At 71.1% G+C, this 22,137-nt stretch carries 18 protein-coding genes, 1 tRNA gene and 1 riboswitch; of the genes, 13 read left to right on the top strand and 6 right to left on the bottom strand.

The features are described from left to right. The first annotated feature begins 104 nt into the window (after positions 1 to 104). The 8 genes from Saso_RS15520 (at position 105) to Saso_RS15485 (ending at position 9,442) form a co-directional block, all read left to right on the top strand. Positions 105 to 1,157 (top strand): LysM peptidoglycan-binding domain-containing protein, encoded by a 1,053-nt coding sequence (locus Saso_RS15520; RefSeq protein ID WP_189920710.1) that lies wholly within the window; start codon positions 105 to 107, stop codon positions 1,155 to 1,157. A gap of 205 nt (positions 1,158 to 1,362) precedes the next feature. Beyond that, a riboswitch (cyclic di-AMP (ydaO/yuaA leader) is annotated at positions 1,363 to 1,549 on the top strand. A gap of 3 nt (positions 1,550 to 1,552) precedes the next feature. Next, positions 1,553 to 2,266 (top strand): LysM peptidoglycan-binding domain-containing protein, encoded by a 714-nt coding sequence (locus tag Saso_RS15515; RefSeq protein ID WP_189920708.1) that lies wholly within the window; start codon positions 1,553 to 1,555, stop codon positions 2,264 to 2,266. Between the two features lie 433 nt (positions 2,267 to 2,699). Continuing rightward, positions 2,700 to 3,992, top strand: a complete 1,293-nt coding sequence (eno, locus tag Saso_RS15510; protein ID WP_189920706.1) for a phosphopyruvate hydratase — start codon at positions 2,700 to 2,702, stop codon at positions 3,990 to 3,992. 112 nt (positions 3,993 to 4,104) lie between these two features. Then, entirely contained in the window at positions 4,105 to 4,581 is a 477-nt protein-coding gene (locus Saso_RS15505) for an FtsB family cell division protein (protein ID WP_189920704.1), read from the top strand. A gap of 44 nt (positions 4,582 to 4,625) precedes the next feature. Further along, positions 4,626 to 5,171, top strand: a complete 546-nt coding sequence (locus Saso_RS15500; RefSeq protein ID WP_189920702.1) for a DUF501 domain-containing protein — start codon at positions 4,626 to 4,628, stop codon at positions 5,169 to 5,171. Continuing rightward, positions 5,168 to 6,109 carry a Ppx/GppA phosphatase family protein gene (locus Saso_RS15495; protein ID WP_189920700.1) on the top strand — a complete coding sequence of 314 codons (942 nt, stop codon included), beginning with the start codon at positions 5,168 to 5,170 and terminating at the stop codon, positions 6,107 to 6,109. Before Saso_RS15500 ends, Saso_RS15495 begins: the two co-directional genes overlap by 4 nt. Before the next feature lie 454 nt (positions 6,110 to 6,563). Next, positions 6,564 to 7,958, top strand: a complete 1,395-nt coding sequence (locus tag Saso_RS15490; protein WP_189920698.1) for an NAD(P)/FAD-dependent oxidoreductase — start codon at positions 6,564 to 6,566, stop codon at positions 7,956 to 7,958. Positions 7,959 to 8,152: 194 nt separating this feature from the next. Beyond that, positions 8,153 to 9,442, top strand: a complete 1,290-nt coding sequence (locus tag Saso_RS15485) for an SAM-dependent methyltransferase (protein WP_189920697.1) — start codon at positions 8,153 to 8,155, stop codon at positions 9,440 to 9,442. A gap of 78 nt (positions 9,443 to 9,520) precedes the next feature. On the opposite strand, the gene Saso_RS15480 is transcribed toward Saso_RS15485, so the two are convergent. Then, entirely contained in the window at positions 9,521 to 12,049 is a 2,529-nt protein-coding gene (locus Saso_RS15480) for an ABC transporter permease (protein ID WP_189920695.1), read from the bottom strand. Positions 12,050 to 12,138: 89 nt separating this feature from the next. Next, positions 12,139 to 12,909, bottom strand: a complete 771-nt coding sequence (locus Saso_RS15475) for an ABC transporter ATP-binding protein (RefSeq protein ID WP_189920693.1) — start codon at positions 12,907 to 12,909, stop codon at positions 12,139 to 12,141. A 414-nt stretch (positions 12,910 to 13,323) separates the two neighbouring features. On the opposite strand from Saso_RS15475, the gene Saso_RS15470 reads away from it, so the two are divergent. The 3 genes from Saso_RS15470 to Saso_RS15460 all read left to right on the top strand — a co-directional run bounded on the left by Saso_RS15470 (position 13,324) and on the right by Saso_RS15460 (position 15,858). Beyond that, positions 13,324 to 13,407, top strand: a tRNA-Leu gene (locus Saso_RS15470). 181 nt (positions 13,408 to 13,588) lie between these two features. Next, positions 13,589 to 14,764 carry a 4-hydroxybenzoate 3-monooxygenase gene (locus Saso_RS15465; protein WP_189920691.1) on the top strand — a complete coding sequence of 392 codons (1,176 nt, stop codon included), beginning with the start codon at positions 13,589 to 13,591 and terminating at the stop codon, positions 14,762 to 14,764. Between the two features lie 203 nt (positions 14,765 to 14,967). Further along, on the top strand, positions 14,968 to 15,858 hold the full coding sequence (locus Saso_RS15460; protein WP_189920689.1) for a Bax inhibitor-1/YccA family protein: 891 nt from the start codon (positions 14,968 to 14,970) through the stop codon (positions 15,856 to 15,858). A gap of 132 nt (positions 15,859 to 15,990) precedes the next feature. Here Saso_RS15460 and Saso_RS15455 read toward each other — a convergent pair whose 3' ends face one another. Then, a complete protein-coding gene (locus tag Saso_RS15455) occupies positions 15,991 to 16,218 on the bottom strand; it encodes a DUF4287 domain-containing protein (protein WP_109005477.1) in 228 nt (75 codons plus the stop codon). Positions 16,219 to 16,322: 104 nt separating this feature from the next. Here Saso_RS15455 and Saso_RS15450 point away from each other — a divergent pair, with 104 nt between their 5' ends. Next, the gene (locus tag Saso_RS15450) at positions 16,323 to 16,634 is read left to right on the top strand and encodes a hypothetical protein (protein WP_189920687.1); all 312 of its coding nucleotides are present in this window, start codon (positions 16,323 to 16,325) and stop codon (positions 16,632 to 16,634) included. 3 nt (positions 16,635 to 16,637) lie between these two features. On the opposite strand, the gene Saso_RS15445 is transcribed toward Saso_RS15450, so the two are convergent. The 3 genes from Saso_RS15445 to Saso_RS15435 all read right to left on the bottom strand — a co-directional run bounded on the left by Saso_RS15445 (position 16,638) and on the right by Saso_RS15435 (position 20,401). After that, on the bottom strand, positions 16,638 to 17,438 hold the full coding sequence (locus tag Saso_RS15445) for a hypothetical protein (RefSeq protein WP_189921398.1): 801 nt from the start codon (positions 17,436 to 17,438) through the stop codon (positions 16,638 to 16,640). 305 nt (positions 17,439 to 17,743) lie between these two features. After that, positions 17,744 to 18,964 carry an acetyl-CoA C-acetyltransferase gene (locus Saso_RS15440; protein WP_189920685.1) on the bottom strand — a complete coding sequence of 407 codons (1,221 nt, stop codon included), beginning with the start codon at positions 18,962 to 18,964 and terminating at the stop codon, positions 17,744 to 17,746. A gap of 408 nt (positions 18,965 to 19,372) precedes the next feature. Then, positions 19,373 to 20,401: an SGNH/GDSL hydrolase family protein gene (locus Saso_RS15435; RefSeq protein WP_189920683.1), complete on the bottom strand. Its 1,029-nt coding sequence runs from the start codon at positions 20,399 to 20,401 to the stop codon at positions 19,373 to 19,375. Between the two features lie 161 nt (positions 20,402 to 20,562). On the opposite strand from Saso_RS15435, the gene Saso_RS15430 reads away from it, so the two are divergent. Further along, on the top strand, positions 20,563 to 21,951 hold the full coding sequence (locus Saso_RS15430; RefSeq protein WP_189920681.1) for a cystathionine beta-synthase: 1,389 nt from the start codon (positions 20,563 to 20,565) through the stop codon (positions 21,949 to 21,951). Positions 21,952 to 22,137: the final 186 nt, after the last annotated feature.

Here is a 22,137-nt window from a genome sequence, read left to right as displayed (position 1 = left end):
GAACTTGTGACAAGTGATCGTCTGCCGATACGTTCACTCGTCAGCGCGACGCATCGGTCCCACGCGCCGCGCCGGTCAGTGCTGTCCAGAGAAAGGCCCTCCGCATGCTCTCCGGGAACGGTCGTCACCGTCGCCCCCGCCAGGCCCCGGCCCTCCTCGTCGCGGCCGGAGTGACGGGCTCCGCCATCGCCATCCCGCTGCTCGCCGCCTCCGGTGCGAGCGCCGCGGAGGGCACGGTCTGGGACAAGGTGGCGCAGTGCGAGACCGGCGGCTCGTGGAGCGCCGACCAGGGCGACGGTGAGTACGGCGGCCTGAACCTCACCCAGAAGGACTGGGAGGCGTACGGCGGTCTCGACTACGCGGCGAGCCCCGATCTGGCCAGCCGCAACCAGCAGATATCCGTGGCTCAGAAGGTGCTGGCCGCCAAGGGCGTCGGTGCCTGGGGCACCTGCGGGCTGACCTCCGGACTCACCCAGGAGAACGGCGCGCTGAACGTGGACACCGGCGTGGCGGACGACTCGTCCGGCTCGTCGGACTCGTCGGGGTCGTCCGGATTGTCCGACCTGTCCCGGGGGTTGTCGGGATCGTCCGGCTCCTCGGGCTCCTCGGCTTCGCCGGGCTCGTCGAGCGGTGACGGCGCCTCGACCGGATCGTCCGACTCCTCCGGTTCGGCAGCCGATTCCTCCGGTTCGCCCTCCGCGTCCGCTTCCTCACCTTCCTCCTCTTCCTCCGCGACCGCGGACGGCTCCGGCGCCTCCGGCGGTTCGGCCGGGCGCGACGCCGGGAAGGCCGGCGACGATGCGGCCTCGGTGTCACCGGAAGCGGACTACTCGGACAATTCCGGTCAGGAGGCGGGCTCTTGGAGCCTCGTCGACACCGGCTCCCTCGGTTCCGGCCGTCACCGCGGCGCCACCGCCGACGAGCCCGCGCCCAAGAGTGCGACCGACGACGTCGTGGACGGCACCAGCACCGCGTCCACCGGCCGGCACGCCGCGGCCACCTACCTCGTCCAGGAGGGCGACTCCCTGGAGTCCATCGCCGACTCCCTTGGCCTGGACGGCGGATGGCGCGCCCTGTACGCCGAGAACCGGGATGTCATCGGCGCCGACCCGAGCGACATCACCCCCGGTCAGACCCTCGACACAGGGGTCGAATAGGGCGCAAAACCCAAGAAAAACAGCGGGAGTTCACGTCACGCTTCGCGCCGAATGTCCGCTTTGGTGAAAGTGTGGGATGAGTCTCAGAAGCCCTGATCGTCTTTGAAATTCCGTCGATCGCGTGTCTACGGTCGAGGCCGCTCGGCAACCCGAGCCCCGGCTTCCGCAACGCCGAATCCTGCCAGCGGCCGCCCGGGAACAGTCGTCGCGTCAAGCGCCGCAGGCAGGAGCGGGGGACCCAAGGTAAGTGCCGGACCGGGGTGGTCGACCGGAACGGCTCGGGGTGAAGCCACACCTCCCACGGAGCAGCGCTCCGGCGGGTGAGGGGTGGCCGGGCAACTCACACGGCCCGAACCCGACAGCTCACCTCGCAGGCGTCGGTGAGGGGATCCACCATGCTGTTTTCCGCCAAGGGCAAGCACCGCCGTCCCGCCAAGGCCACCCGCGTCGCCGCACTCGCCGGTGTCACCGGTGTCGCCATCGCCGCCCCGCTGATGGCGGCCGGCAACGCCTCCGCCGCCACCACCTCCGAGTGGGACGCGGTGGCCCAGTGCGAGTCCGGTGGCAACTGGTCCATCAACACCGGCAACGGCTACTACGGCGGCCTCCAGTTCTCGGCCTCGACCTGGGCCGCGTACGGCGGCACGCAGTACGCCGCGCAGGCCGACCAGGCCTCCAAGTCCCAGCAGATCGCCATCGGCGAGAAGGTCCTCGCGGGTCAGGGCAAGGGTGCCTGGCCGGTCTGCGGCACCGGCCTGTCCGGCGCCGCCTACGACGGCGGCGCCGCGAGCTCCGGTTCCTCGAACTCGTCCGGTTCCTCCAGCTCCGCCGGCTCCTCGGACAGCGGCAGCAGCACCCGCTCGACCGAGAAGCAGAGCTCCTCCCGCTCGGCCGACCGCCCGGCCGCCTCCAAGACGGTCACCACCCCGACCGGCAAGAAGGTCAAGAAGGGCGACGGCGAGTACAAGGTCGTCAAGGGCGACACCCTCAGCTCCATCGCCGGCGCGCACAAGGTCAAGGGCGGCTGGGAGAAGCTGTTCAAGCTGAACAAGGACATCGTCACGGACGCCGACCTGATCTACCCGGGCCAGCAGCTCCACCTGAAGTGACACCCGGCCCCCGGAGAAGCCACAGCGCCCTCACATCCGAGGTCGGCACACTGAAGACCTCGTGAGGGTCACCCCCGTCCCCACGGGCTCCCCGCTCCGGTGCGTGTTCCCCCGTACGCACCGGGGCGGGGTTTCTCTTTGCGCCCGCGCGCCCGCGCGCCCGCGCGCCCGCGCGCCCGCGCTCATGCCCGCGCCCGCACGCGCCCCCACCCCCTCGTCACCGCCCAGCTGTTCGCCGGTCCGACACCTCCTGGCCGCCTTTCTCGGCCACCCCCTTTGTTCCGGGCGGAAACAATGGGTACGGTCTGTCTGTCCACGGGACGGTCGGTCGGCTGCCGACGGCCCCGGGGCGGTTAGGCTCTAGTCGCAAGGCTCACCAAGGGCTCATCGGCCCCCGGGCCCCGCACAACCAGCGTCACATCCCAAGAAGGAGATGCTCGTGCCGTCCATCGACGTCGTCGTAGCCCGGGAAATCCTGGACTCCCGAGGCAACCCCACGGTCGAGGTCGAGGTCGGCCTCGACGACGGCAGCACGGGTCGTGCCGCCGTTCCGTCCGGCGCCTCCACCGGTGCCTTCGAGGCCATCGAGCTCCGTGACGGCGACCCCAACCGTTACCAGGGCAAGGGTGTCGAGAAGGCCGTCCTCGCCGTCATCGAGCAGATCGGCCCGGAGCTCGTCGGCTACGACGCCACCGAGCAGCGCCTGATCGACCAGGCGATGTTCGACCTGGACGCCACCGACAACAAGGGCTCGCTCGGCGCCAACGCCATCCTCGGCGTCTCGCTCGCCGTCGCCCACGCCGCCTCCGAGGCCAGCGACCTGCCGCTGTTCCGCTACCTGGGCGGCCCGAACGCGCACCTGCTGCCCGTTCCGATGATGAACATCCTGAACGGCGGCTCGCACGCCGACTCCAACGTGGACATCCAGGAGTTCATGATCGCTCCGATCGGCGCGGAGTCCTTCTCCGAGGCCCTGCGCTGGGGCGCCGAGGTCTACCACACCCTCAAGAAGGTGCTGAAGACCAAGGGCCTGTCCACCGGCCTCGGCGACGAGGGCGGCTTCGCGCCGAACCTCGAGTCCAACCGTGCCGCGCTCGACCTCATCATCGAGGCCATCCAGCAGGCCGGTTACGTCCCCGGCGAGCAGATCGCGCTCGCGCTCGACGTCGCCGCGTCCGAGTTCTACAAGGACGGCAAGTACGAGTTCGAGGGCAAGTCCCGCTCGGCCGCCGAGATGACCGAGTACTACGAGGAGCTCGTCTCCGCGTACCCGCTGGTCTCCATCGAGGACCCGCTGTACGAGGACGACTGGGCCGGCTGGAAGGTCATCACCGACAAGCTGGGCGACAAGGTCCAGATCGTCGGCGACGACCTCTTCGTGACCAACCCCGAGCGCCTCGCCCGCGGCATCGAGGAGGGCTCCGCGAACGCCCTACTCGTCAAGGTGAACCAGATCGGCTCGCTGACCGAGACCCTGGACGCCGTCGAGATGGCCCAGCGCAACGGCTTCAAGTGCATGATGTCCCACCGCTCCGGCGAGACCGAGGACGTCACCATCGCCGACCTCGCCGTCGCGGTGAACTGCGGTCAGATCAAGACCGGCGCCCCGGCCCGCTCGGACCGCGTCGCCAAGTACAACCAGCTGCTGCGCATCGAGGAGATCCTCGACGACGCCGCGGTCTACGCCGGCCGCTCCGCGTTCCCGCGGTTCCGCCCCGCGAACTGACCGGCACAGCAAGGGCCCGGTGAAGGCCCCGCCAGTCGTACGTACGTCCCCGTACCCGGTCCCGTACCGTGTGCGGGGACGTACGCACGTGTGAGACGGGAGGCGGGAAACAGTGGCCGTGAAGGACCGGGACCGTTTCTCCACCGCGACCAGGATCAAGCTGCTCGGCGAGCAGACCGCGGCCCGGGTCTACCGCTCACAGACCAAGCGCCAGGCCCGCCGCTCCCGGCTGACCGGCCGCGCCGCGCTCCTCGCGATGGTCCTGTGCACGCTGATCGTGGCCCTGGCCTACCCGATGCGCCAGTACGTCTCCCAGCGCGCCGAGATCGCCGACCTGGAGCGCGAGAAGCAGCAGGCCGCCGAACGCGTCGAGCAGCTGCGCGACCTCAAGGCGCGCTGGCAGGACGACGCCTACGCCGAGCAGCAGATCCGGCTGCGGCTGCACTACGTACTGCCCGGGGAGACCGGGTTCGTGGTGATCGACCCGGACGCCGCCCGGCAGTCCCGCGCCGACCTCGGGGCGGCCGACCGCCCGTGGTACTCCAACGTCTGGGACGGCGTCGACAAGTCCGACGCCTCCGACAGGTGATCCGACCGCCGGTGGACCGACCGGTGAACTAGAGAAAGACAGGCATGGACACGCCCCCGCCGACCACCCCGCGCACCGAGCCCACCGACGCGGACGTCGAGGCCTTCCAGCAGCAGCTCGGCCGCCCGCCGCGCGGCCTGCGCGCCATCGCGCACCGCTGCCCGTGCGGCCGGCCGGACGTCGTGGAGACGGCCCCCCGGCTGCCCGACGGCACGCCCTTCCCGACGCTGTACTACCTGACGTGCCCCAAGGCCAACTCGGCCATCGGCACGCTGGAGGCGAACGGCGTGATGAAGGAGATGACGGAGCGGCTGCGCACCGATCCCGCACTGGCCGCCGCCTACCGTGCCGCGCACGAGGACTACATCCGGCGCCGGGACGAGATCGAGGAACTGAAGAACTTCCCCAGCGCCGGGGGCATGCCGGACCGCGTGAAGTGCCTGCACGTGCTCGTGGCGCACTCCCTGGCCGCCGGCCCGGGGGTCAACCCGCTCGGCGACGAGGCCCTCGGGATGCTCCCGCAGTGGTGGCGCAAGGGCAGCTGTGTGACACCGGTGGCGCAGGACGGCGCGCAGGAGGCCGGACGGTGACCCGGGTCGCCGCCGTCGACTGCGGCACCAACTCGATCCGGCTGCTGGTGGCCGACGCCGACCCGCAGACCGGTGAGCTCGTCGACCTGGACCGCCGGATGACGATCGTCCGTCTCGGCCAGGGCGTCGACCGCACCGGCCGGCTCGCCCCCGAGGCGCTGGAGCGGACCTTCGCGGCCTGCCGGGAGTACGCGGCCGTCATCAAGGAGCACGGCGCCCAGCGGCTGCGTTTCGTGGCCACCTCCGCCTCCCGCGACGCGGAGAACCGGGACGAGTTCGTGCGCGGGGTGCTGGACATCCTCGGTGTCGAGCCCGAGGTCATCACGGGCGACCAGGAGGCCGAGTTCTCCTTCATGGGCGCCACGCGCGAGCTCGACGGCCGGGCGGACCTCGCGGGGCCGTTCCTCGTGGTGGACATCGGCGGCGGCTCGACCGAGTTCGTCGTCGGTGACGACCGGGTGCGGGCCGCGCGCTCCGTCGACGTGGGCTGTGTGCGGATGACCGAACGGCATCTGGTCGTGGACGGGAAGGTCACCGACCCGCCCACCGCCGGGCAGGTCGCGGCGATGCGCGCCGACATCGAGGCCGCGCTCGACCTCGCCGGGCGGACCGTCCCGCTGCGCGAGGCGCACACCCTGGTCGGCCTGGCGGGCTCGGTCACCACGGTCGCGGCGATCGCGCTGGGACTGGACGCGTACGACTCCGCGGCGATCCACCACTCGCGGATCGGCGTCGAGCGGGTGAAGGGCATCAGCGACGCCCTGCTGAAGGCCACGCACGCGCAGCGCGCGGCGCAGCCGGCGATGCACCCGGGCCGGGTCGACGTGATCGCGGCGGGCGCGCTCGTCCTGCTCGCGATCATGGAGCGGACCGGTGCGCGGGAGGTCGTCGTGAGCGAGCACGACATCCTCGACGGCATCGCCTGGTCGATCGCGTAGCGGTCGTACGGCCCGGTAGGCGCACTCTGCTGAGCAGGCAGGATGCCCGGATGAGCAGTCCCGGGGGGCCCTGAGCGGCCCCCCGGACGCGTTCTGGGGGCACCCCCTCGGGAAAGTTCGTGAAGTTCTTCACAAGGAATTCGGCCCTGTCGGAGGACGGAGAGGTGCCGGTTGACCCTTCCGGGGGCCCAAGACCCGTGTGAACGTGTTCAAAAGAGACGCGCGGGTGTCCCCCGCGGGGCGGTCGGAAGGGGGTGTCGCGGGGCCCTCACGGAGGCTCCCTGAGCCCGGAGAGGCAGCTCACGCGGCATTGACAACGCCATGCCCTACACGCTGGTTCCCGTCCGGCGCCATGACGTGGATCACGCGGGCCGCGGAGGATAGCACACACCCCCTCGAAGCTTGTGAAGGGGCGCACGAGCGACCCCCCTGGGGCGGGTGGATACTCGATGGCATGAGCACCACGGAGCGTCCCAGGATCCTCGTAGTAGGCGGTGGGTACGTAGGCCTGTACGCAGCTCGGCGCATCATGAAGAAGATGCGCTACGGCGAGGCGACCGTCACGGTCGTCGACCCCCGGTCGTACATGACCTACCAGCCCTTCCTCCCCGAAACCGCCGCCGGCAACATCTCCCCGCGTCACGTCGTCGTCCCGCTGCGACGCGTGCTGCCCAAGGCGGAGGTTCTCACCGGCCGGGTCACCACCATCGACCAGGACCGCAAGGTCGCCACGATCGCCCCGCTGGTCGGCGAGGCGTACGAGCTGCCCTTCGACTACCTGGTGATCGCGCTCGGCGCGGTCTCCCGCACCTTCCCGATCCCCGGCCTCGCCGAACAGGGCATCGGTATGAAGGGTGTCGAGGAGGCCATCGGCCTGCGCAACCACGTCCTCGAGCAGCTCGACAAGGCCGACTCCACCACCGACGAGGAGATCCGCCGCAAGGCGCTCACCTTCGTCTTCATCGGCGGCGGCTTCGCCGGCGCGGAGACCATCGGTGAGGTCGAGGACCTGGCCCGGGACGCGGCCAAGTACTACAAGACGGTCTCCCGCGAGGACATGCGGTTCATCCTCGTCGACGCCGCCGACAAGATCCTTCCCGAGGTCGGCCCCAAGCTCGGCCAGTACGGCAAGGAGCACCTCGAGGGCCGCGGTGTGGAGATCTACCTCTCCACCTCCATGGACTCCTGCGTCGACGGCCACGTCGTGCTGAAGAACGGCCTCGAGGTCGACTCCAACACGATCGTGTGGACCGCCGGCGTCAAGCCCAACCCCGTCCTGGCCCGCTACGGCCTGCCGCTGGGCCCCCGCGGTCACGTCGACACCGCCCCGACCCTCCAGGTCCAGGGCACCGACTACATCTGGGCCGCCGGCGACAACGCCCAGGTCCCCGACATCGCCGCCCGCAAGGCCGGTGTCGAGAACGCCTGGTGCCCGCCGAACGCGCAGCACGCGCTGCGTCAGGCCAAGGTCCTCGGCGACAACGTGATCTCCGGTATGCGGGGCTTCCCGCAGAAGGAGTACGCGCACTCCAACAAGGGTGCGGTGGCGGGCCTCGGCCTCCACAAGGGCGTCGCGATGATCGTCATGGGCAAGATGAAGATCAAGCTCAAGGGCCGTCTCGCCTGGTACATGCACCGCGGCTACCACGGCCTGGCCATGCCGACGTGGAACCGCAAGATCCGCGTCTTCGCCGACTGGACCCTCGGCATGTTCCTCAAGCGCGAGGTCGTGGCGCTGGGTGCGCTCGAGTCCCCGCGCGAGGAGTTCTACGAGGCCGCGAAGCCGGCACCGGTCGCCGCGAAGCCGGCCGCCGAGAAGACCGAGAACGAGAAGGCCAAGGCCTCCTGACCCTCGGTCACCGATCCACCCCCGAAGGGGCCGTCCGCCATCCGTGGTGCGGGCGGCCCCTTCGGCCGTGCCGGGCACATGTGGTGTGCATGTATTTTGCCGAGCCGTAACGGCCGCGCGGGACTGGACAGCGCGCTTCTCCGTGTTTACGTGGTGTCAGGACATTGCGGGATCTCTGTCACGGAGGTTGCATCATGGCTGACGCCGCGCCGCGGCTCCATGCCCTCGTCGAACAGCTGCTGGGTGCTCCCTTCCCGGTGCGCGTGCGCACCTGGGACGGTTCGCAGGCGGGCCCGCCCGGCGCGCCGATCCTGGTCGTACGCAACCGCAGGGCCCTGCGCCGGCTCCTGTTCAAACCCGGCGAACTCGGCCTCGCCCGCGCCTGGGTGGCCGGTGACGTGGAGATCGAGGGAGACCTCTACCGCGCGCTCGACCTGCTTTCCGGCCTGCTGTGGGAGCGGGGCGAGGACGCCCCCACCCTCGCCCGTTCCCTGCGCGACCCCCGCTTCCGCGCGGCCGTCTACGGCCTGCTGAGACTCGCCGGACCACCGCTGCCGCCCGCCCCGCCGCGCGAGGAGATCCACCGGACGGGCCACCGGCACACCCGGCACACCGACCGGCGCGCGATCAGCCACCACTACGACGTCGGCAACGACTTCTACGCGCTGGTCCTCGGCCCCTCGATGGTCTACTCGTGCGCCTACTGGGAGTCCGAGGACAGCACCCTCGAACTCGCCCAGCGCGACAAGCTCGAACTCGTCTGCCGCAAGCTGGACCTGCGCCCGGGCTCCCGGCTGCTGGACGTGGGCTGCGGCTGGGGCTCACTGGCCGTCCACGCGGCCCGCGAGCACGGGGCGACCGTCGTCGGGGTGACGCTCTCCCAGGAGCAGGCGGCGTTCGCCCGCAAGCAGGTCGCCGAGGCCGGACTCACCGACCGCGTCGACATCCGCGTCCAGGACTACCGGGACGTCACCGACGAGCCGTTCGACGCGATCTCCTCCATCGGCATGGCCGAACACGTCGGCTCCGCCCGGTACCTCGAGTACGCGCAGGTCCTGTCCGCGCTGCTGCGCCCCGGCGGCCGGCTGCTCAACCACCAGATCGCCCGCCGCCCGCAGCGCGACGAAGCGGCCTACGACGTGGACGCGTTCATCGACGCCTACGTCTTCCCGGACGGCGAGCTCGCCCCCGTGGGCACCACCGTCACCCAGCTCGAACGCGCCGGTTTCGAGGTCCGGGACGTCGAGTCGATCCGGGAGCACTACGCCCTGACGCTGCGCCGCTGGGTGGAGCGCCTGGAGGACGGCTGGGACCGGGCCGTCCGCCTCACCGGCCCCGGCCGCGCCCGGGTCTGGCGGCTGTACATGGCCGCCTCCGCGGTCGCCTTCGAACGCAACCGGATCGGCGTCAACCAGGTCCTGGCCGTCCGTACCCCCGCGTCGGGCGGCTCCGGCATGCCGCTGCGGGCCCGCACCTGGAACTGACGGCCCGCCCGGTCCCGGTGGCCGCGCACGCACGAGGGCCCCGCCGCACCGCGCGACGGGGCCCCGGCCGGGTCCGCGCTACTCGGACTTGATCGCGGCCAGCATGTTCAGACGGGACGCCCGCCGGGCGGGCCACAGCGCCGCCAGGATGCCCACGCCGGCGGCCAGCAGCAGGAAGACCGCCATCCGGGCCCACGGCACGACGAGTTCGTACGTCGCCATGCGGGTGCCGAGGAGTTCGCCGGCCGCCCAGCCGAAGAACACGCCCAGGCCGATGCCGAGCACTCCGCCGAAGAGGGAGATCACCAGGGACTCCAGCCGGACCATCCGCTTGACCGAGCGCCGGTCCAGGCCGATGGCCCGCAGCATGCCGATCTCCTGGGAGCGCTCGAAGACCGACATCGCGAGGGTGTTGACGACCCCGAGGACGGCGACGATCACGGCCATCGCGAGCAGCCCGTAGAGCATGTTCAGCATCAGTGTGAACATCTTGGCGACCTCGTCGGACAGGTCCTGCTTGCTCTGCACCTTGACGGCCGGGTTGGAGCCGAGGGCCTTCTCCAGCTTGTCCTTCGTGCCGTCCGAGGCGCCGCCGGACGTCTTCACCATGACCCGCATGTCGGTCGGGTCGGCCAGATGCGGGGTGAGGGAGGCGTTGTCCAGCAGGATGCCCTCGATCAGCTCGTTGCCCTCGTAGACCCCGGAGACCGTCAGCTGCTGCTTCTTGCCGTCCTCGTAGTTCACGGTGAAGACCGAACCGGCCTTCCAGTGGTGGGAGCTCGCGGTCCGGTCGTCGACGACGACGCGTGCGCCCGCGACCTCGAAGGCGCCGTCGCGCACGGTGAGGTCGGTCAGCTCGCCGATCGTGGAGCCGGTGACACCGGTGAGGTACTCGGTGGTGCCGTCGATCCTGGCGGGCGCGTTGCGCATCGGGCTGGTGGCGGTCACCCCGTCGGTGGCCCGCAGCTTGCCGTCGATGTCCGCGGAGAGGTAGTTGCCGTTCGCCATCGACACGACGTAGTCGGCGCTGATCGCGGAGGACGCCATCTTGTCGATGGACTTCTGGAGGCTGCCCGCCATCACCGTCATCCCGGTGATCAGGGTCAGGCCGATCATCAGCGCGGAGGCCGTGGCCGCGGTACGGCGCGGGTTGCGCACCGAGTTCTGCCGGGCCAGTTTTCCGGACACCCCGAAGACCCGCAGGAGGGGCGCGGAGGCCGCGATCAGCGGCCGGGACAGCAGCGGGGTCAGGATGAAGACGCCGATGATCAGCAGGACCGCGCCGAGACCCATGGGGGCCTGTCCGTCGGAGCCGCTCATCGTCGTCGCGGCCAGGACCACGGCGACGCCGGCCGCCGAGAACAGGGCGCCCAGGGTGTTGCGCAGCACCAGGGAGCGGGTGGTCGCGGTGGCGTGCACGCTGCTCATCGCGGCGACCGGCGGGATCTTCGCGGCCCGGCGGCCGGGCAGCCAGGCGGCGAGCATGGTGATGACGACGCCGACGACGAGGGCGGCGGCGACCGTGCCGCCCGAGACGACGAGCGGCCCGTCGGGGACCGTCGCGCCCAGCTTGCCCAGCAGCGCGCGCAGTCCGGCGCCGATGCCGATGCCGGCGATCAGCCCGGTCACCCCGGCGACCGTGCCGACGACGAACGCCTCGATCAGCACCGAGCGGGTGACCTGCCGGCGGGAGGCGCCGACGGCCCGCATCAGCGCGAGTTCCTTGGTGCGCTGGGCGACCAGCATGGTGAAGGTGTTGGCGATGATGAACGTGCCGACGAACAGGGCGATCCCGGCGAAGACCAGCAGCCCCTGCTTCATCCCGCTCATCGACGCGGAGATCGCCTCGGCCTGGTCGTCGGCCAGCTGACGGCCCGTCGTGGTCTCGACCAGGTCCTTGGGCAGCGCGCTGTCCAGCGCGGACTTCAGCGCGCCCTGCGAGGTCCCGGCGGCCGCCCGCACGTCGATCTCGTCGTAGGTGCCGGGCTTGCCGAAGAGCTTCTGCGCGGTCGCCGTGTCGAACAGGGCGAGGCTGCCGCCGGCCGCGACGTTGCCGTCGTCGGTGGTGAAGACGCCGGTGATCCTCGGGGTGAGGACGGGACCGTCGACGGAGATCCGGACGGTGTCGCCGACCGCGTACCCGGCCCGCTCGGCGGTCTTCGCGTCGACGGCGACCTCGTCCGCGCCGTGCGGGGCGCGCCCGGAGGCGAACGGGTACCGGGCGTCCTTCTCGCCCCAGTAGTTCCCGCCCTGCGACTGGAAGCCGCCGCCGATGAGCTTGCCGTCCTTGTCGGCGATGGCGGTGAAGCCGGTGACGACGCCGACCGCGGAGGCGGCGCCGGGGACCTTCGCGCTCCGCTCCAGCAGGGCCTGGGTCAGCTCGGGCGTCTTGACGATGCGGTCGCCGACGTCGGCCTGGGCCTCGGCGGTGACGGCGACGTCGACCTGGTCGAAGCCCTTGGCCGAGCTGTTCTGGAGGGCGCCGGAGAGGGTGTTGGTGAAGACCAGGGTCCCCGACACGAAGGCCACGCCGAGCATCACGGCGAGCACGGTCATCAGGAGCCGGGCCTTGTGCGCGAGCACGTTGCGCAAGGCGGTACGGAACATGGGTGTGTCTTCTCAGTCCTGCTCGTGGTCGAGCGGTCGGTCCCGGTCGGGGATCGGCGGGTGCGGCCCTGGGCGGCCGGACCCGGGGATCAGCTGGTGCGGCCCTTGGCGTCGAAGCGCTTCATGCGGTCGAGCACCGAGTCGGCCGTCGGCCCGTGCATCTCGTCGACGATCCGGCCGTCCGCGAGGAAGACCACGCGGTCCGCGTAGGCGGCGGCCACCGGGTCGTGCGTCACCATCACCACGGTCTGGCCCAGCTCCCGCACCGAGTTGCGCAGGAAGCCCAGGACCTCGGCGCCCGAGCGCGAGTCCAGGTTCCCGGTCGGCTCGTCGCCGAAGATGATGTCGGGCCGGGAGGCGAGGGCGCGGGCGACGGCGACCCGCTGCTGCTGGCCGCCGGACAGCTGCGAGGGCCGGTGGCCCAGCCGGTCGGCGAGCCCCACCATCGCGATGACCTTCTCCAGCCACTCCTTGTCCGGCTTACGGCCCGCGATGTCCATCGGCAGCGTGATGTTCTCGAGCGCCGTCAGCGTCGGCAGCAGGTTGAACGCCTGGAAGATGAAGCCGATCTTGTCCCGGCGCAACTTGGTGAGCTGCTTGTCCTTCAGCGAGCCGAGCTCGGTGTCGCCGATGCGCACGGAGCCGGAGGAGAAGGTGTCGAGACCCGCCACGCAGTGCATCAGCGTGGACTTGCCGGAGCCGGACGGTCCCATGATCGCGGTGAACTCGGCCTGCCGGAAGTCGACCGAGACCCGGTCCAGGGCGACCACCTGGGTCTCGCCCTGTCCGTAGATCTTGGACAGGTCCGTGGCGCGCGCGGCCACGGCGGTGGTCCGGTCGGCGAGGGGGCTGGTGGTCACGGGCGTGGCTCCTGACGGGACGACGGCTTGTCTGGGGGACGTGAACCATCGTCGCCGCCGGGGGCCGCCGTGTAGTCAGCCGCTGTTCCGGTTCCGAAGGGAGACTCGGGGCGGACGGTGGGCCGTCGTGTCATACCTGGGTATGACTCCCGGCCCCTACGCGCTCCCGCCGCCGTCCGAGGGCCGGACGTTCGTCGAGAACCGGTGGAGCACCCTCGTTCGGGCGGTGAAATTCCGTCATTCCGCATACGCAAGCGGTTGCCGCACGCCAGGCTATTGGCAAGTGCAGATGGCGAGTTCCGGGTGCTGATGCACCCTCAGGCGCCAATAAAATAAGACAACATCGGTCCGCTGCTCCGCTGTCCGGGTGACGGATCCCGATAGGGTCTGAAGCTCAAGTGGAGCCCTCGGCCTGCCCAGATGGTGGAATGCAGACACGGCGAGCTTAAACCTCGCTGCCCCTTCGCGGGCGTGCCGGTTCAAGTCCGGCTCTGGGCACTTCCGACGTCCCGGCGATCGCTGCGTCCTCCCTCGGGGCACTGACCGCCGCGGCGGTCGGCCCCCTCGCCGTCCCGACCGTTGACACCCGGTGCACTCGGGCGCAGACTCACGTCCCAAGACGGTGAAGAAAACTTCACTGTGCGAACAAGTCTGTTCGAATCCCGAAGGGAATCGCCCGATGCGCACCACCGTCGGCATCGTCGGCGCCGGCCCCGCCGGCCTCCTCCTCGCGCGTCTGCTCCACAACGCCGGTATCGACTCCGTCGTACTGGAGAGCCACGACCGCGCCTACGTCGAGCAGCGGCAGCGCGCCGGGATCCTCGAGCAGGGCACGGCGGACGTCCTGCGCGCCGCCGGGGCCGCGGACCGCATGGACCGGGAGGGGCTGCGGCACGACGGCATCGAACTGCGCTTCTCCGGGCGGCGCCACCGCGTCGACTTCCCCGCGCTCACCGGCGGCCGCTCCGTGACGGTGTACGCGCAGACCGAGGTGTGCAAGGACCTCATCGCCCTGCGGCTGGCGGACGGCGCCCCGCTGCTGTTCGAGGCGGAGGCGCTGGCCGTCGAGGACGCGGACACCGACCGGCCGCGGGTCCGCTTCCGGCACCGGGGCGTCGAGGACGTCCTGGAGTGCGACTACGTCGTGGGCTGCGACGGCTTCTGGGGCATCGCCCGCCGGGCGGTCCCGGCTGCGGCGGCCCGCGTCTTCGAGCGGACCTACCCCTTCGGCTGGCTCGGCATCCTCGCCGACGTGCCGCCCTCGCACGACGAACTCGTCTACGCCCGCCACGACCGCGGCTTCGCCCTGCTGTCCATGCGCTCCCCGGCCGTCTCCCGCCTCTACCTCCAGGTGCCGGAGGGCACGGAGGCGCAGGCATGGGGCGACGAGGAGATCTGGGACGAGCTGGAGCGCCGCTTCGCGACCGACGACGACTGGAAACTGGAGCGCGGCCCGATCACCCAGAAGTCGGTCACCCCCATGCGCTCCTGGGTCCACGAGCCCATGCGGCACGGCCGCCTCTTCCTCGCCGGGGACGCGGCCCACATCGTGCCGCCCACCGGGGCGAAGGGGCTCAACCTCGCCGTGGGGGACGTCGTCACGTTCGCGCGCGCCCTCACGCACCTCAGGGACACGGGATCCGCCGCCCTGCTGGACGCCTACTCCGAGACCTGTCTGCGCCGGGTCTGGCAGGCCGAGCGCTTCTCCTACGACATGACGACCCTGCTGCACCCCGCACCCGGCGCGACCCCCTTCGAGGACCGCCTCCAGCTGGCCCGGCTGGAGCGGATCGTCTCCTCCCGCGCCGCCGAGACCGACCTGGCCGAGGCGTACACCGGGTTCCCGTTCGGGTGAGCGGACGGCACGGTCTCCGTGCGGTACCGGCCAGGTCCCGGCTTGGTCATGAACACAGCCCTCCGGCCCGGGGAATCAGGGCGCCGCGTAGCGTGTTGCGCAGCAGCAACAGGGAAAGATCCTCCCCAAGCACTAGGGTCAATCCTTTGCCTACCTATTACCCTTGAGCTCAAGGCCGCGCAGGGCGGCCACGGAGGAGTGCAATGAGGAGCAGAAACCCGGTCTTCTCGCGACGGGGGTTCAGCCGCGACAACGGCTACGCGGGCTTCAACGCCGCGCCGCAGGCCGGGGGACCAGCAGTCGGCACCCAGCCGGGCAACCCGTACGCCCAGCAGGCCGGCAACCCGTACGCGCAGAACCCCTACGCGCAGCAGGACCTTCAGTACGGCGCACCGCCGCAGGCACCGGCCGCCGGCCGGATGACCATGGACGACGTCGTCGCGCGCACCGCGACCACGCTCGGCCTCGTGGTCCTCACCGCGGTGCTGTCCTGGGTGCTGCTGCCGGTCGACGAAGCCAACATCAACAAGTCGTACGGCATCGGCGTCGCCGCCGGTCTGGCGGCGATGGTGCTGGCGCTGGTCCAGTCGTTCAAGCGCCGCGCGGCGCCCGCGCTGATCCTGTCGTACGCCGCCCTCGAGGGCGTCTTCCTCGGCGTGATCTCCAGCGCGGTGTCCACGTACATCGCGGACGGCGTCGTCGCGCAGGCGGTCCTGGGCACCATGGCGGTCTTCGCCGGTGTGCTCGTGGCCTACAAGGCGGGCTGGATCCGCGTCAACCGGCGCTTCTACGGCTTCGTGATGGCCGCGGCGCTCGGCTTCGTGCTGCTCATGGTGGTGAACCTGCTGTTCACCGTCTTCGGCGGCGGTGACGGCCTCGGCTTTCGCAGCGGCCCCCTCGGCATCGTCTTCGGTGTCATCGGCATCCTGCTCGGCGCCTGCTTCCTCGCCCTGGACTTCAAGCAGGTCGAGGACGGCATCGCCTACGGCGCCCCGCGCGAGGAGGCCTGGCTCGCCGCCTTCGGTCTCACGATGACGCTGGTCTGGATCTACATGGAGTTCCTGCGACTCCTGTCGATCCTCAACAGCGACTGACCGCACGCACCCGGCGGCCGCCCGGCCGCCGCGCCGGACCACCGGCGGATGTGACGCAGCAGCGGGAAGGGCCCCGGGATCTCGATCCCGGGGCCCTTCCGCGTAGCCGTGGCGTGGTGTGTCGCGAGCGCGCTAGAGGAGTTTGCGCGCGGCCCTCCTCAGGTCGTACTCGTGGATGATCGCCTTGGCGTGGCCGTACGCGAGGTCGTGCTCGGCGCGCAGCCAGCTGACCTTCTCCTCGAAACGGAGGGCGGGGCCTTCGTCGACGGTGCGCAGCCAGTCGGAGACCTCACGACCGGTGCAATGGGGGATGCGGGCCAGTATGTTGCGGTGGGTCTCCTCGGAGAGGACATGGGACATCGGCGCCTCCGGTAGCAAAGGGGATGTAGGCCGGTCCTTCAGGTCACGGTGCCTGAGTGTTCGCCCGTTGGCAACAGTCCCGGTGCGACGCGTACCCTCACGGCGTGGCTGATACGACGTCCCTGACCCGTGCGGTGGACCACTTCGCCGACCGTCTGCGTGCCGCTCCGCAGAGCCGGCTGCAAAGAAGCGCGGCCGGCGAGGCGCTCGCCCTCGCCAGGGAGCTGGCCCGGCGGGCGCAGCTCATCGAGGATCCCGCGGCGCCGCCCCGCGAGATGCCGGACGCGGGCATGTTCGCCGCCGCCGACCAGATCACCGTCGCCGCGCACGACCTGGCCCTCGTCCTCACGGACGAGGGCCAGGTGCGGGAAGCCGTGGAGTTGGTCGCGCAGGCGCAGAAGCGGGCCGGGGTGTGAGCCTCACAGGCTCGCTATGACCCGGTCGGCCAGGATGTAGACGTTCTCCGCGCCGCACTGGAACGTCAGGGTGTAGGCGCCCGATATGCCCGAACCGCCCAGCAGGAACGGCGTCTCGCCCGCGGTGAGGGCCGCGGCGAGGCGTTCCGCGGTCTCGCGGTGACCCGGCGTCATGCACAGCGTGGTGCCGTCGGCGAAGACGTAGACGTCGAGGGTGCCGAGCGGACCCGGGCGGACGTCGGTCAGTTCGGTCCGGTCCGCGGCCAGTTCCTCCAGGGCCGCCACCGTGCGCTCGTGGTCGTTCACGACCGGTGACTGCACCGGGACGAAGTCCGGGTGGGAGGGGTGCCGGCGGCGGGCCGCGGCCAGTTCGGCGGAGTCCCCGGCGAACTCGTCGGCGTCCGAGGACGGTTCGGAGACGGGCTCCAGCGGCTCCAGACCCACGAAGTCGGCCTGCCGGGGCAGGAACAGCTCGCTGTCGGGGAGACCCAGCAGGGAGGGTGCGTCGGAGGCGTCCCGGGATTCCTGGGCGGCCCAGAACGCCCGTGCCTCGGCGAGTTCGCGCTCCCGCTCCTCGGCGAGCGCCTCGGCGACGGCGGCGCGTATCTCAGCCGCGTCGGCCGTGGTGCGGGCGGCCGGGACGAAGCCGCGCAGTTCGGCGGCCGTCTCCTCGGCGTTCCTGGCATCCCTGGCCAGCTGGTGGTGCAGGGCGGCGACCTGCCGGCGCAGCTGCACCAGCGTGCGCAGGACGGCGACGCCCACGGCGCCGGTGGCGGCCGTGGTGACCAGCAAGGCGATCGGCATGGCGCTCACTGACGTACTCCCGGTTCAAAGTCGACCCCCGACTTCCTACATCAGCTTGAAGGGCGGACTATCCAGCTGTCAGTGCGTAACGTCACGAAACGGGCAGGATTTCGGGCCCGGGAATCGGTGCCGAGCGGCGCTGAGCTGCGTAAATCCTCCGGAGAGGGAGATAGGTCACATCCTGGAGGAGATTGAATCACCAAATGGCCCGGAGTCCGGGGGCTTTCCGGACTCCGGGCCATTCGGTCACGGCAGGTGCCGGGACGGTCACGCAGGGGCCCTGTGCGGCCCCCTCGCGGGGGTGATCAGCTCAGGCGCTCGATGACCATCGCCATGCCCTGGCCGCCGCCGACGCACATCGTCTCCAGACCGAACTGCTTGTCGTGGAACTGGAGGGAATTGATGAGGGTGCCGGTGATGCGGGCGCCCGTCATGCCGAAGGGGTGGCCGACGGCGATGGCGCCGCCGTTGACGTTGACCTTGTCGAGGTCGATGCCGAGGTCGCGGTAGGAGGGGATCACCTGGGCGGCGAACGCCTCGTTGATCTCGACCAGGTCGATGTCGCCGACGGTGAGGCCGGCGCGGCGCAGGGCCTGCTTGCTGGCCTCCACCGGTCCCAGGCCCATGATCTCGGGGGACAGTCCGGAGACGCCGGTCGAGACGATCCGGGCGAGCGGGGTCAGGCCGAGCTCGCGGGCCTTGGTGTCGCTCATGACGACGAGGGCGGCGGCGCCGTCGTTCAGCGGGCAGCAGTTGGCGGCGGTGACCATGCCGTCGGGGCGGAAGACCGGCTTCAGCCCCTGGACGCCCTCCAGGGTGACGCCGGCGCGCGGGCCGTCGTCCTTGCTGACGACCGTGCCGTCGGGGAGCGTCACCGGGGTGATCTCCCGCTCCCAGAAGCCGTTCTTGATGGCTTCCTCGGCGAGGTTCTGCGAGCGGACGCCGAACTCGTCCATGTCCTGGCGGGTGACGCCCTTGAGACGGGCGAGGTTCTCGGCGGTCTGGCCCATCGCGATGTAGGCGTCCGGCACGAGGCCGTCCTCGCGCGGGTCGTGCCAGGTGGTGCCCTCCTGCGCGGCGACGGCCGCGGTGCGGGCCTCGGCCTCGGCGAAGAACGGGTTGTGCGTGTCGGGCAGGCTGTCGGAGTTGCCCTTGGTGAAGCGGGAGACCAGTTCGACGCCGGCCGAGATGAAGACGTCGCCCTCGCCGGCCTTGATGGCGTGCAGGGCCATGCGGCTGGTCTGGAGGGACGAGGAACAGTAACGGGTGATCGTGCAGCCGGGGAGGTGGTCCATCCCCATCTGCACCGCCACCACGCGGCCCAGGTTGTTGCCCTGCTCGCCGCCGGGCAGACCGCAGCCGAGCATCAGGTCGTCGATGTCCCGCGGGTCCAGCTCGGGGACCTTGGCGAGGGCCGCCTGCACGATGGTGGCGGTGAGGTCGTCCGGGCGCAGGTCCTTCAGGGAGCCCTTGAATGCGCGGCCGATGGGCGAGCGGGCGGTCGAGACGATGACGGCTTCGGGCATCACGGCTCCATTGGCGAGGGGTTCGTACGGGCGGGACTGTCTGGGAAGTTACCCGTACGTATGGGCTGGGTCACTGGTGTGGCCGTGTGACTCGCGCCGCAATTTACTAAGCGCTTGCTTGGGCCTTCGGCGGTTGGCCGAGATCGTGCGGGCGGGACCACGCACCGGGCCCCCGGGGGCGCAGCCCCCGGACCCCTTCCCGGGGCGGTGCCCCGGGCCCGCTTCCGGGGGCTGCGCCCCCGGACCCCCCCTTCGGCCCCGAAAGGGCCTCGTCCTCAAGCGCCGGACGGGCTGGTGGGTCGGGCCCTGGTCGGGAGAGGGGCCGGACGGGCTGGTGGGTCGGGTTGGCGTCGGGGGAGGGGCCGGGCGGGCTGGTGGGTCGGGCCGGCGTCGGGGGAGGGAGGAGGGTCAGGCTTTTGTGGGGGTGGTGGGTTCTGTTTCCGGGACGCGCCGGCGGCGGCGGCGCTTGAGGAGGGCCCAGGGGCCGCGGGGGCCCGTCGGCATCGCCGCGGTCACCTCGGTACCGGGCTCCGCGGCCGCTTCCGCCGCCGCCCGCGCCACCGGCAGGAAACCCTCGCGACGGGTGACGTCCGGGCGTTCCTCCTCCGCCGGCCACAGGCCGAGGGCCGCGCAGACCGTGGGCAGGACCGCCATCGCCGCCGTCGCGTACCCCTCCGCCGAGGGGTGGTAGTGGTCCGGCCCGAACAGCTCCCGCGGGTTGGCCTCGAACTCGGGGCCCAGCAGGTCGCCCAGCGACACCGTGCGGCCGCCCTGCTCGACCGCGCCGATCGTCTGCGCGGCCGCCAGTTGCCGCGACGCCCGACGGGCCAGCCAGCGCAGCGGCTGCTGGACCGGCTCGATGGTGCCCAGGTCGGGACAGGTGCCGACGACGACCTCCGCCCCGGCCGTGCGCAGCCGCCGTACCGCCGAGGACAGATGACGCACCGAGCGGGTGGCCGGCATGCGGTGGGTGACGTCGTTGGCGCCGATCATGATCACGCAGACGTCGGGCACCCGGTCGGTGTCCCCGAGGACCAGGGCGACCTGGCGGTCGAGATCGTCGGACCGGGCACCGGGCAGTGCCACGTTGCGCAGTTCCACCGGGCGTTCGGCGACCGCCGCGAGCCCCGACGCCAGCAGGGCGCCCGGGGTCTGGCCGGAGCGGTGGACGCCCTGGCCCGCCGCCGTGGAGTCGCCCAGCATCGTCAGGCGCAGGGGTTCCTTGCCGGGTCCGGGGGCGTCGTAGGCGACGCCGTAGCGGCCCTCCGCGTGCGGGACGTGCGGCCGCGCCCCGTTGTTCACCTGGCGCCGGGCCAGATGCGCCTCCGCCACCACCAGCCCGACCGCCGCCGCCCCGGCCAGGCCGATCCCGCCGCCGCCGTAGGCCGCGCCGGCCGCGATGCGCCGGGCCACTCTCGCCCTCGACATGCTCGTCATGCCTCGACGCCACCTCCTCGTGTCCGTACACCCACTCCTTGCCCCGTACGCACCGTCGGTCAATCTCCACCGGGAGTGAACGTGCCGCCCCGGCCGCTGCCCGGGCCGTACCCTGGCGTAACCACTACGACCACTGTTTTTGCAAGCAACCGGAGACAACGGTGCAATTCCACGACTCGATGATCAGCCTCGTCGGCAACACCCCGCTGGTGAAGCTCAACAGCGTGACCAAGGGCATCCGGGCGACCGTCCTGGCCAAGGTGGAGTACTTCAACCCGGGCGGTTCCGTGAAGGACCGCATCGCCCTGCGCATGATCGAGGCCGCCGAGAAGAGCGGGGAACTCCTGCCGGGCGGCACCATCGTCGAGCCGACCAGCGGCAACACCGGGGTCGGGCTGGCCATCGTGGCGCAGCAGAAGGGGTACAAGTGCATCTTCGTGTGCCCCGACAAGGTGTCGACGGACAAGATCAACGTGCTGCGGGCGTACGGCGCCGAGGTCGTCGTCTGCCCCACCGCCGTGGACCCCGAGCACCCGGACTCCTACTACAACGTCTCCGACCGGCTGGTGCGTGAGACGCCGGGCGCGTGGAAGCCGGACCAGTACTCCAACGCCAACAACCCGCTCTCCCACTACCACTCCACCGGCCCCGAGCTGTGGGAGCAGACGGAGGGGCGGATCACCCACTTCGTCGCGGGCGTGGGCACCGGCGGCACCATCTCCGGGACCGGCCGCTATCTGAAGGACGCGAGCGACGGCCGGGTGCAGGTCGTCGGCGCCGACCCCGAGGGGTCCGTGTACTCCGGCGGCAGCGGGCGGCCGTACCTCGTCGAGGGCGTCGGCGAGGACTTCTGGCCGTCCGCCTACGACCGGACCGTCGCCGACGAGATCGTCCCGGTGTCCGACAAGGACTCCTTCCAGATGACCCGCCGGCTGGCGAAGGAGGAGGGGCTGCTGGTCGGCGGTTCCTGCGGGATGGCCGTCGTGGCCGCCCTGCGCGTCGCCGAGCGGCTCGGTCCGGACGACGTCGTGGTCGTGCTGCTGCCGGACAGCGGCCGCGGCTACCTCTCCAAGATCTTCAACGACGAGTGGATGGCCGACTACGGCTTCCTCGAGGACGAGGGTCCCAGCGCGCGGGTCGCCGACGTCCTCAACGACAAGGTGCACGGCGCCATCCCGTCCCTCGTCCACATGCACCCGGACGAGACCGTCGGACAGGCCATCGAGGTGCTGCGCGAGTACGGCGTCTCGCAGATGCCGATCGTGAAGCCGGGCGCCGGTCACCCGGACGTCATGGCCGCCGAGGTCGTCGGTTCGGTCGTGGAGCGGGAGCTGCTGGACGCGCTGTTCACCCAGCGGGCCTCGCTCGAGGACCCGCTGGAGAAGCACATGTCGGCCCCGCTGCCGCAGGTCGGTTCCGGTGAGCCGGTCGGCGACCTGATGTCCGTGCTGGGCACCGCCGACGCGGCGATCGTCCTCGTCGAGGGCAAGCCCACCGGGGTCGTCAGCCGCCAGGACCTCCTGGCTTTCCTGGCCAAGGGCGGTAAGTGACATCAGGGCGACGGGGGCCGCACCCACGGGGAAACCTGCGGTGAACGGCCCCCTCGGGCGCTGAACTTCCGTTTGCCTACCGAAGTGGTGGACTTCGCGGAAGTGGTACGAGCGTGTCACGTGTACGCAGCACCCGGTTAACACGCGTCCGGCATATTTGTGGGTGTCGGCAGGGCGGGAGCGGCT

Origin of the sequence: Streptomyces asoensis (genome assembly GCF_016860545.1) — a bacterium.
Classification (GTDB): Bacteria; Actinomycetota; Actinomycetes; order Streptomycetales; family Streptomycetaceae; genus Streptomyces; species Streptomyces asoensis.
The sequence above is the reverse complement of the archived record's forward strand: the minus strand, read 5'-3'. Positions and strand labels throughout refer to the sequence as shown.

Bases quoted from the DNA above. Each gene is read 5' to 3' on its own strand.
- Saso_RS15520 (WP_189920710.1), top strand. From the start codon at position 105: ATGCTCTCCGGGAACGGTCGTCACCGTCGCCCCCGCCAGGCCCCGGCC.
- Saso_RS15515 (WP_189920708.1), top strand. From the start codon at position 1,553: ATGCTGTTTTCCGCCAAGGGCAAGCACCGCCGTCCCGCCAAGGCCACC.
- eno (WP_189920706.1), top strand. From the start codon at position 2,700: ATGCTCGTGCCGTCCATCGACGTCGTCGTAGCCCGGGAAATCCTGGAC.
- Saso_RS15500 (WP_189920702.1), top strand. From the start codon at position 4,626: ATGGACACGCCCCCGCCGACCACCCCGCGCACCGAGCCCACCGACGCG.
- Saso_RS15490 (WP_189920698.1), top strand. From the start codon at position 6,564: ATGAGCACCACGGAGCGTCCCAGGATCCTCGTAGTAGGCGGTGGGTAC.
- Saso_RS15485 (WP_189920697.1), top strand. From the start codon at position 8,153: ATGGCTGACGCCGCGCCGCGGCTCCATGCCCTCGTCGAACAGCTGCTG.
- Saso_RS15480 (WP_189920695.1), bottom strand. From the start codon at position 12,049: ATGTTCCGTACCGCCTTGCGCAACGTGCTCGCGCACAAGGCCCGGCTC.
- Saso_RS15465 (WP_189920691.1), top strand. From the start codon at position 13,589: ATGCGCACCACCGTCGGCATCGTCGGCGCCGGCCCCGCCGGCCTCCTC.
- Saso_RS15460 (WP_189920689.1), top strand. From the start codon at position 14,968: ATGAGGAGCAGAAACCCGGTCTTCTCGCGACGGGGGTTCAGCCGCGAC.
- Saso_RS15455 (WP_109005477.1), bottom strand. From the start codon at position 16,218: ATGTCCCATGTCCTCTCCGAGGAGACCCACCGCAACATACTGGCCCGC.
- Saso_RS15445 (WP_189921398.1), bottom strand. From the start codon at position 17,438: ATGCCGATCGCCTTGCTGGTCACCACGGCCGCCACCGGCGCCGTGGGC.
- Saso_RS15440 (WP_189920685.1), bottom strand. From the start codon at position 18,964: ATGCCCGAAGCCGTCATCGTCTCGACCGCCCGCTCGCCCATCGGCCGC.
- Saso_RS15435 (WP_189920683.1), bottom strand. From the start codon at position 20,401: ATGACGAGCATGTCGAGGGCGAGAGTGGCCCGGCGCATCGCGGCCGGC.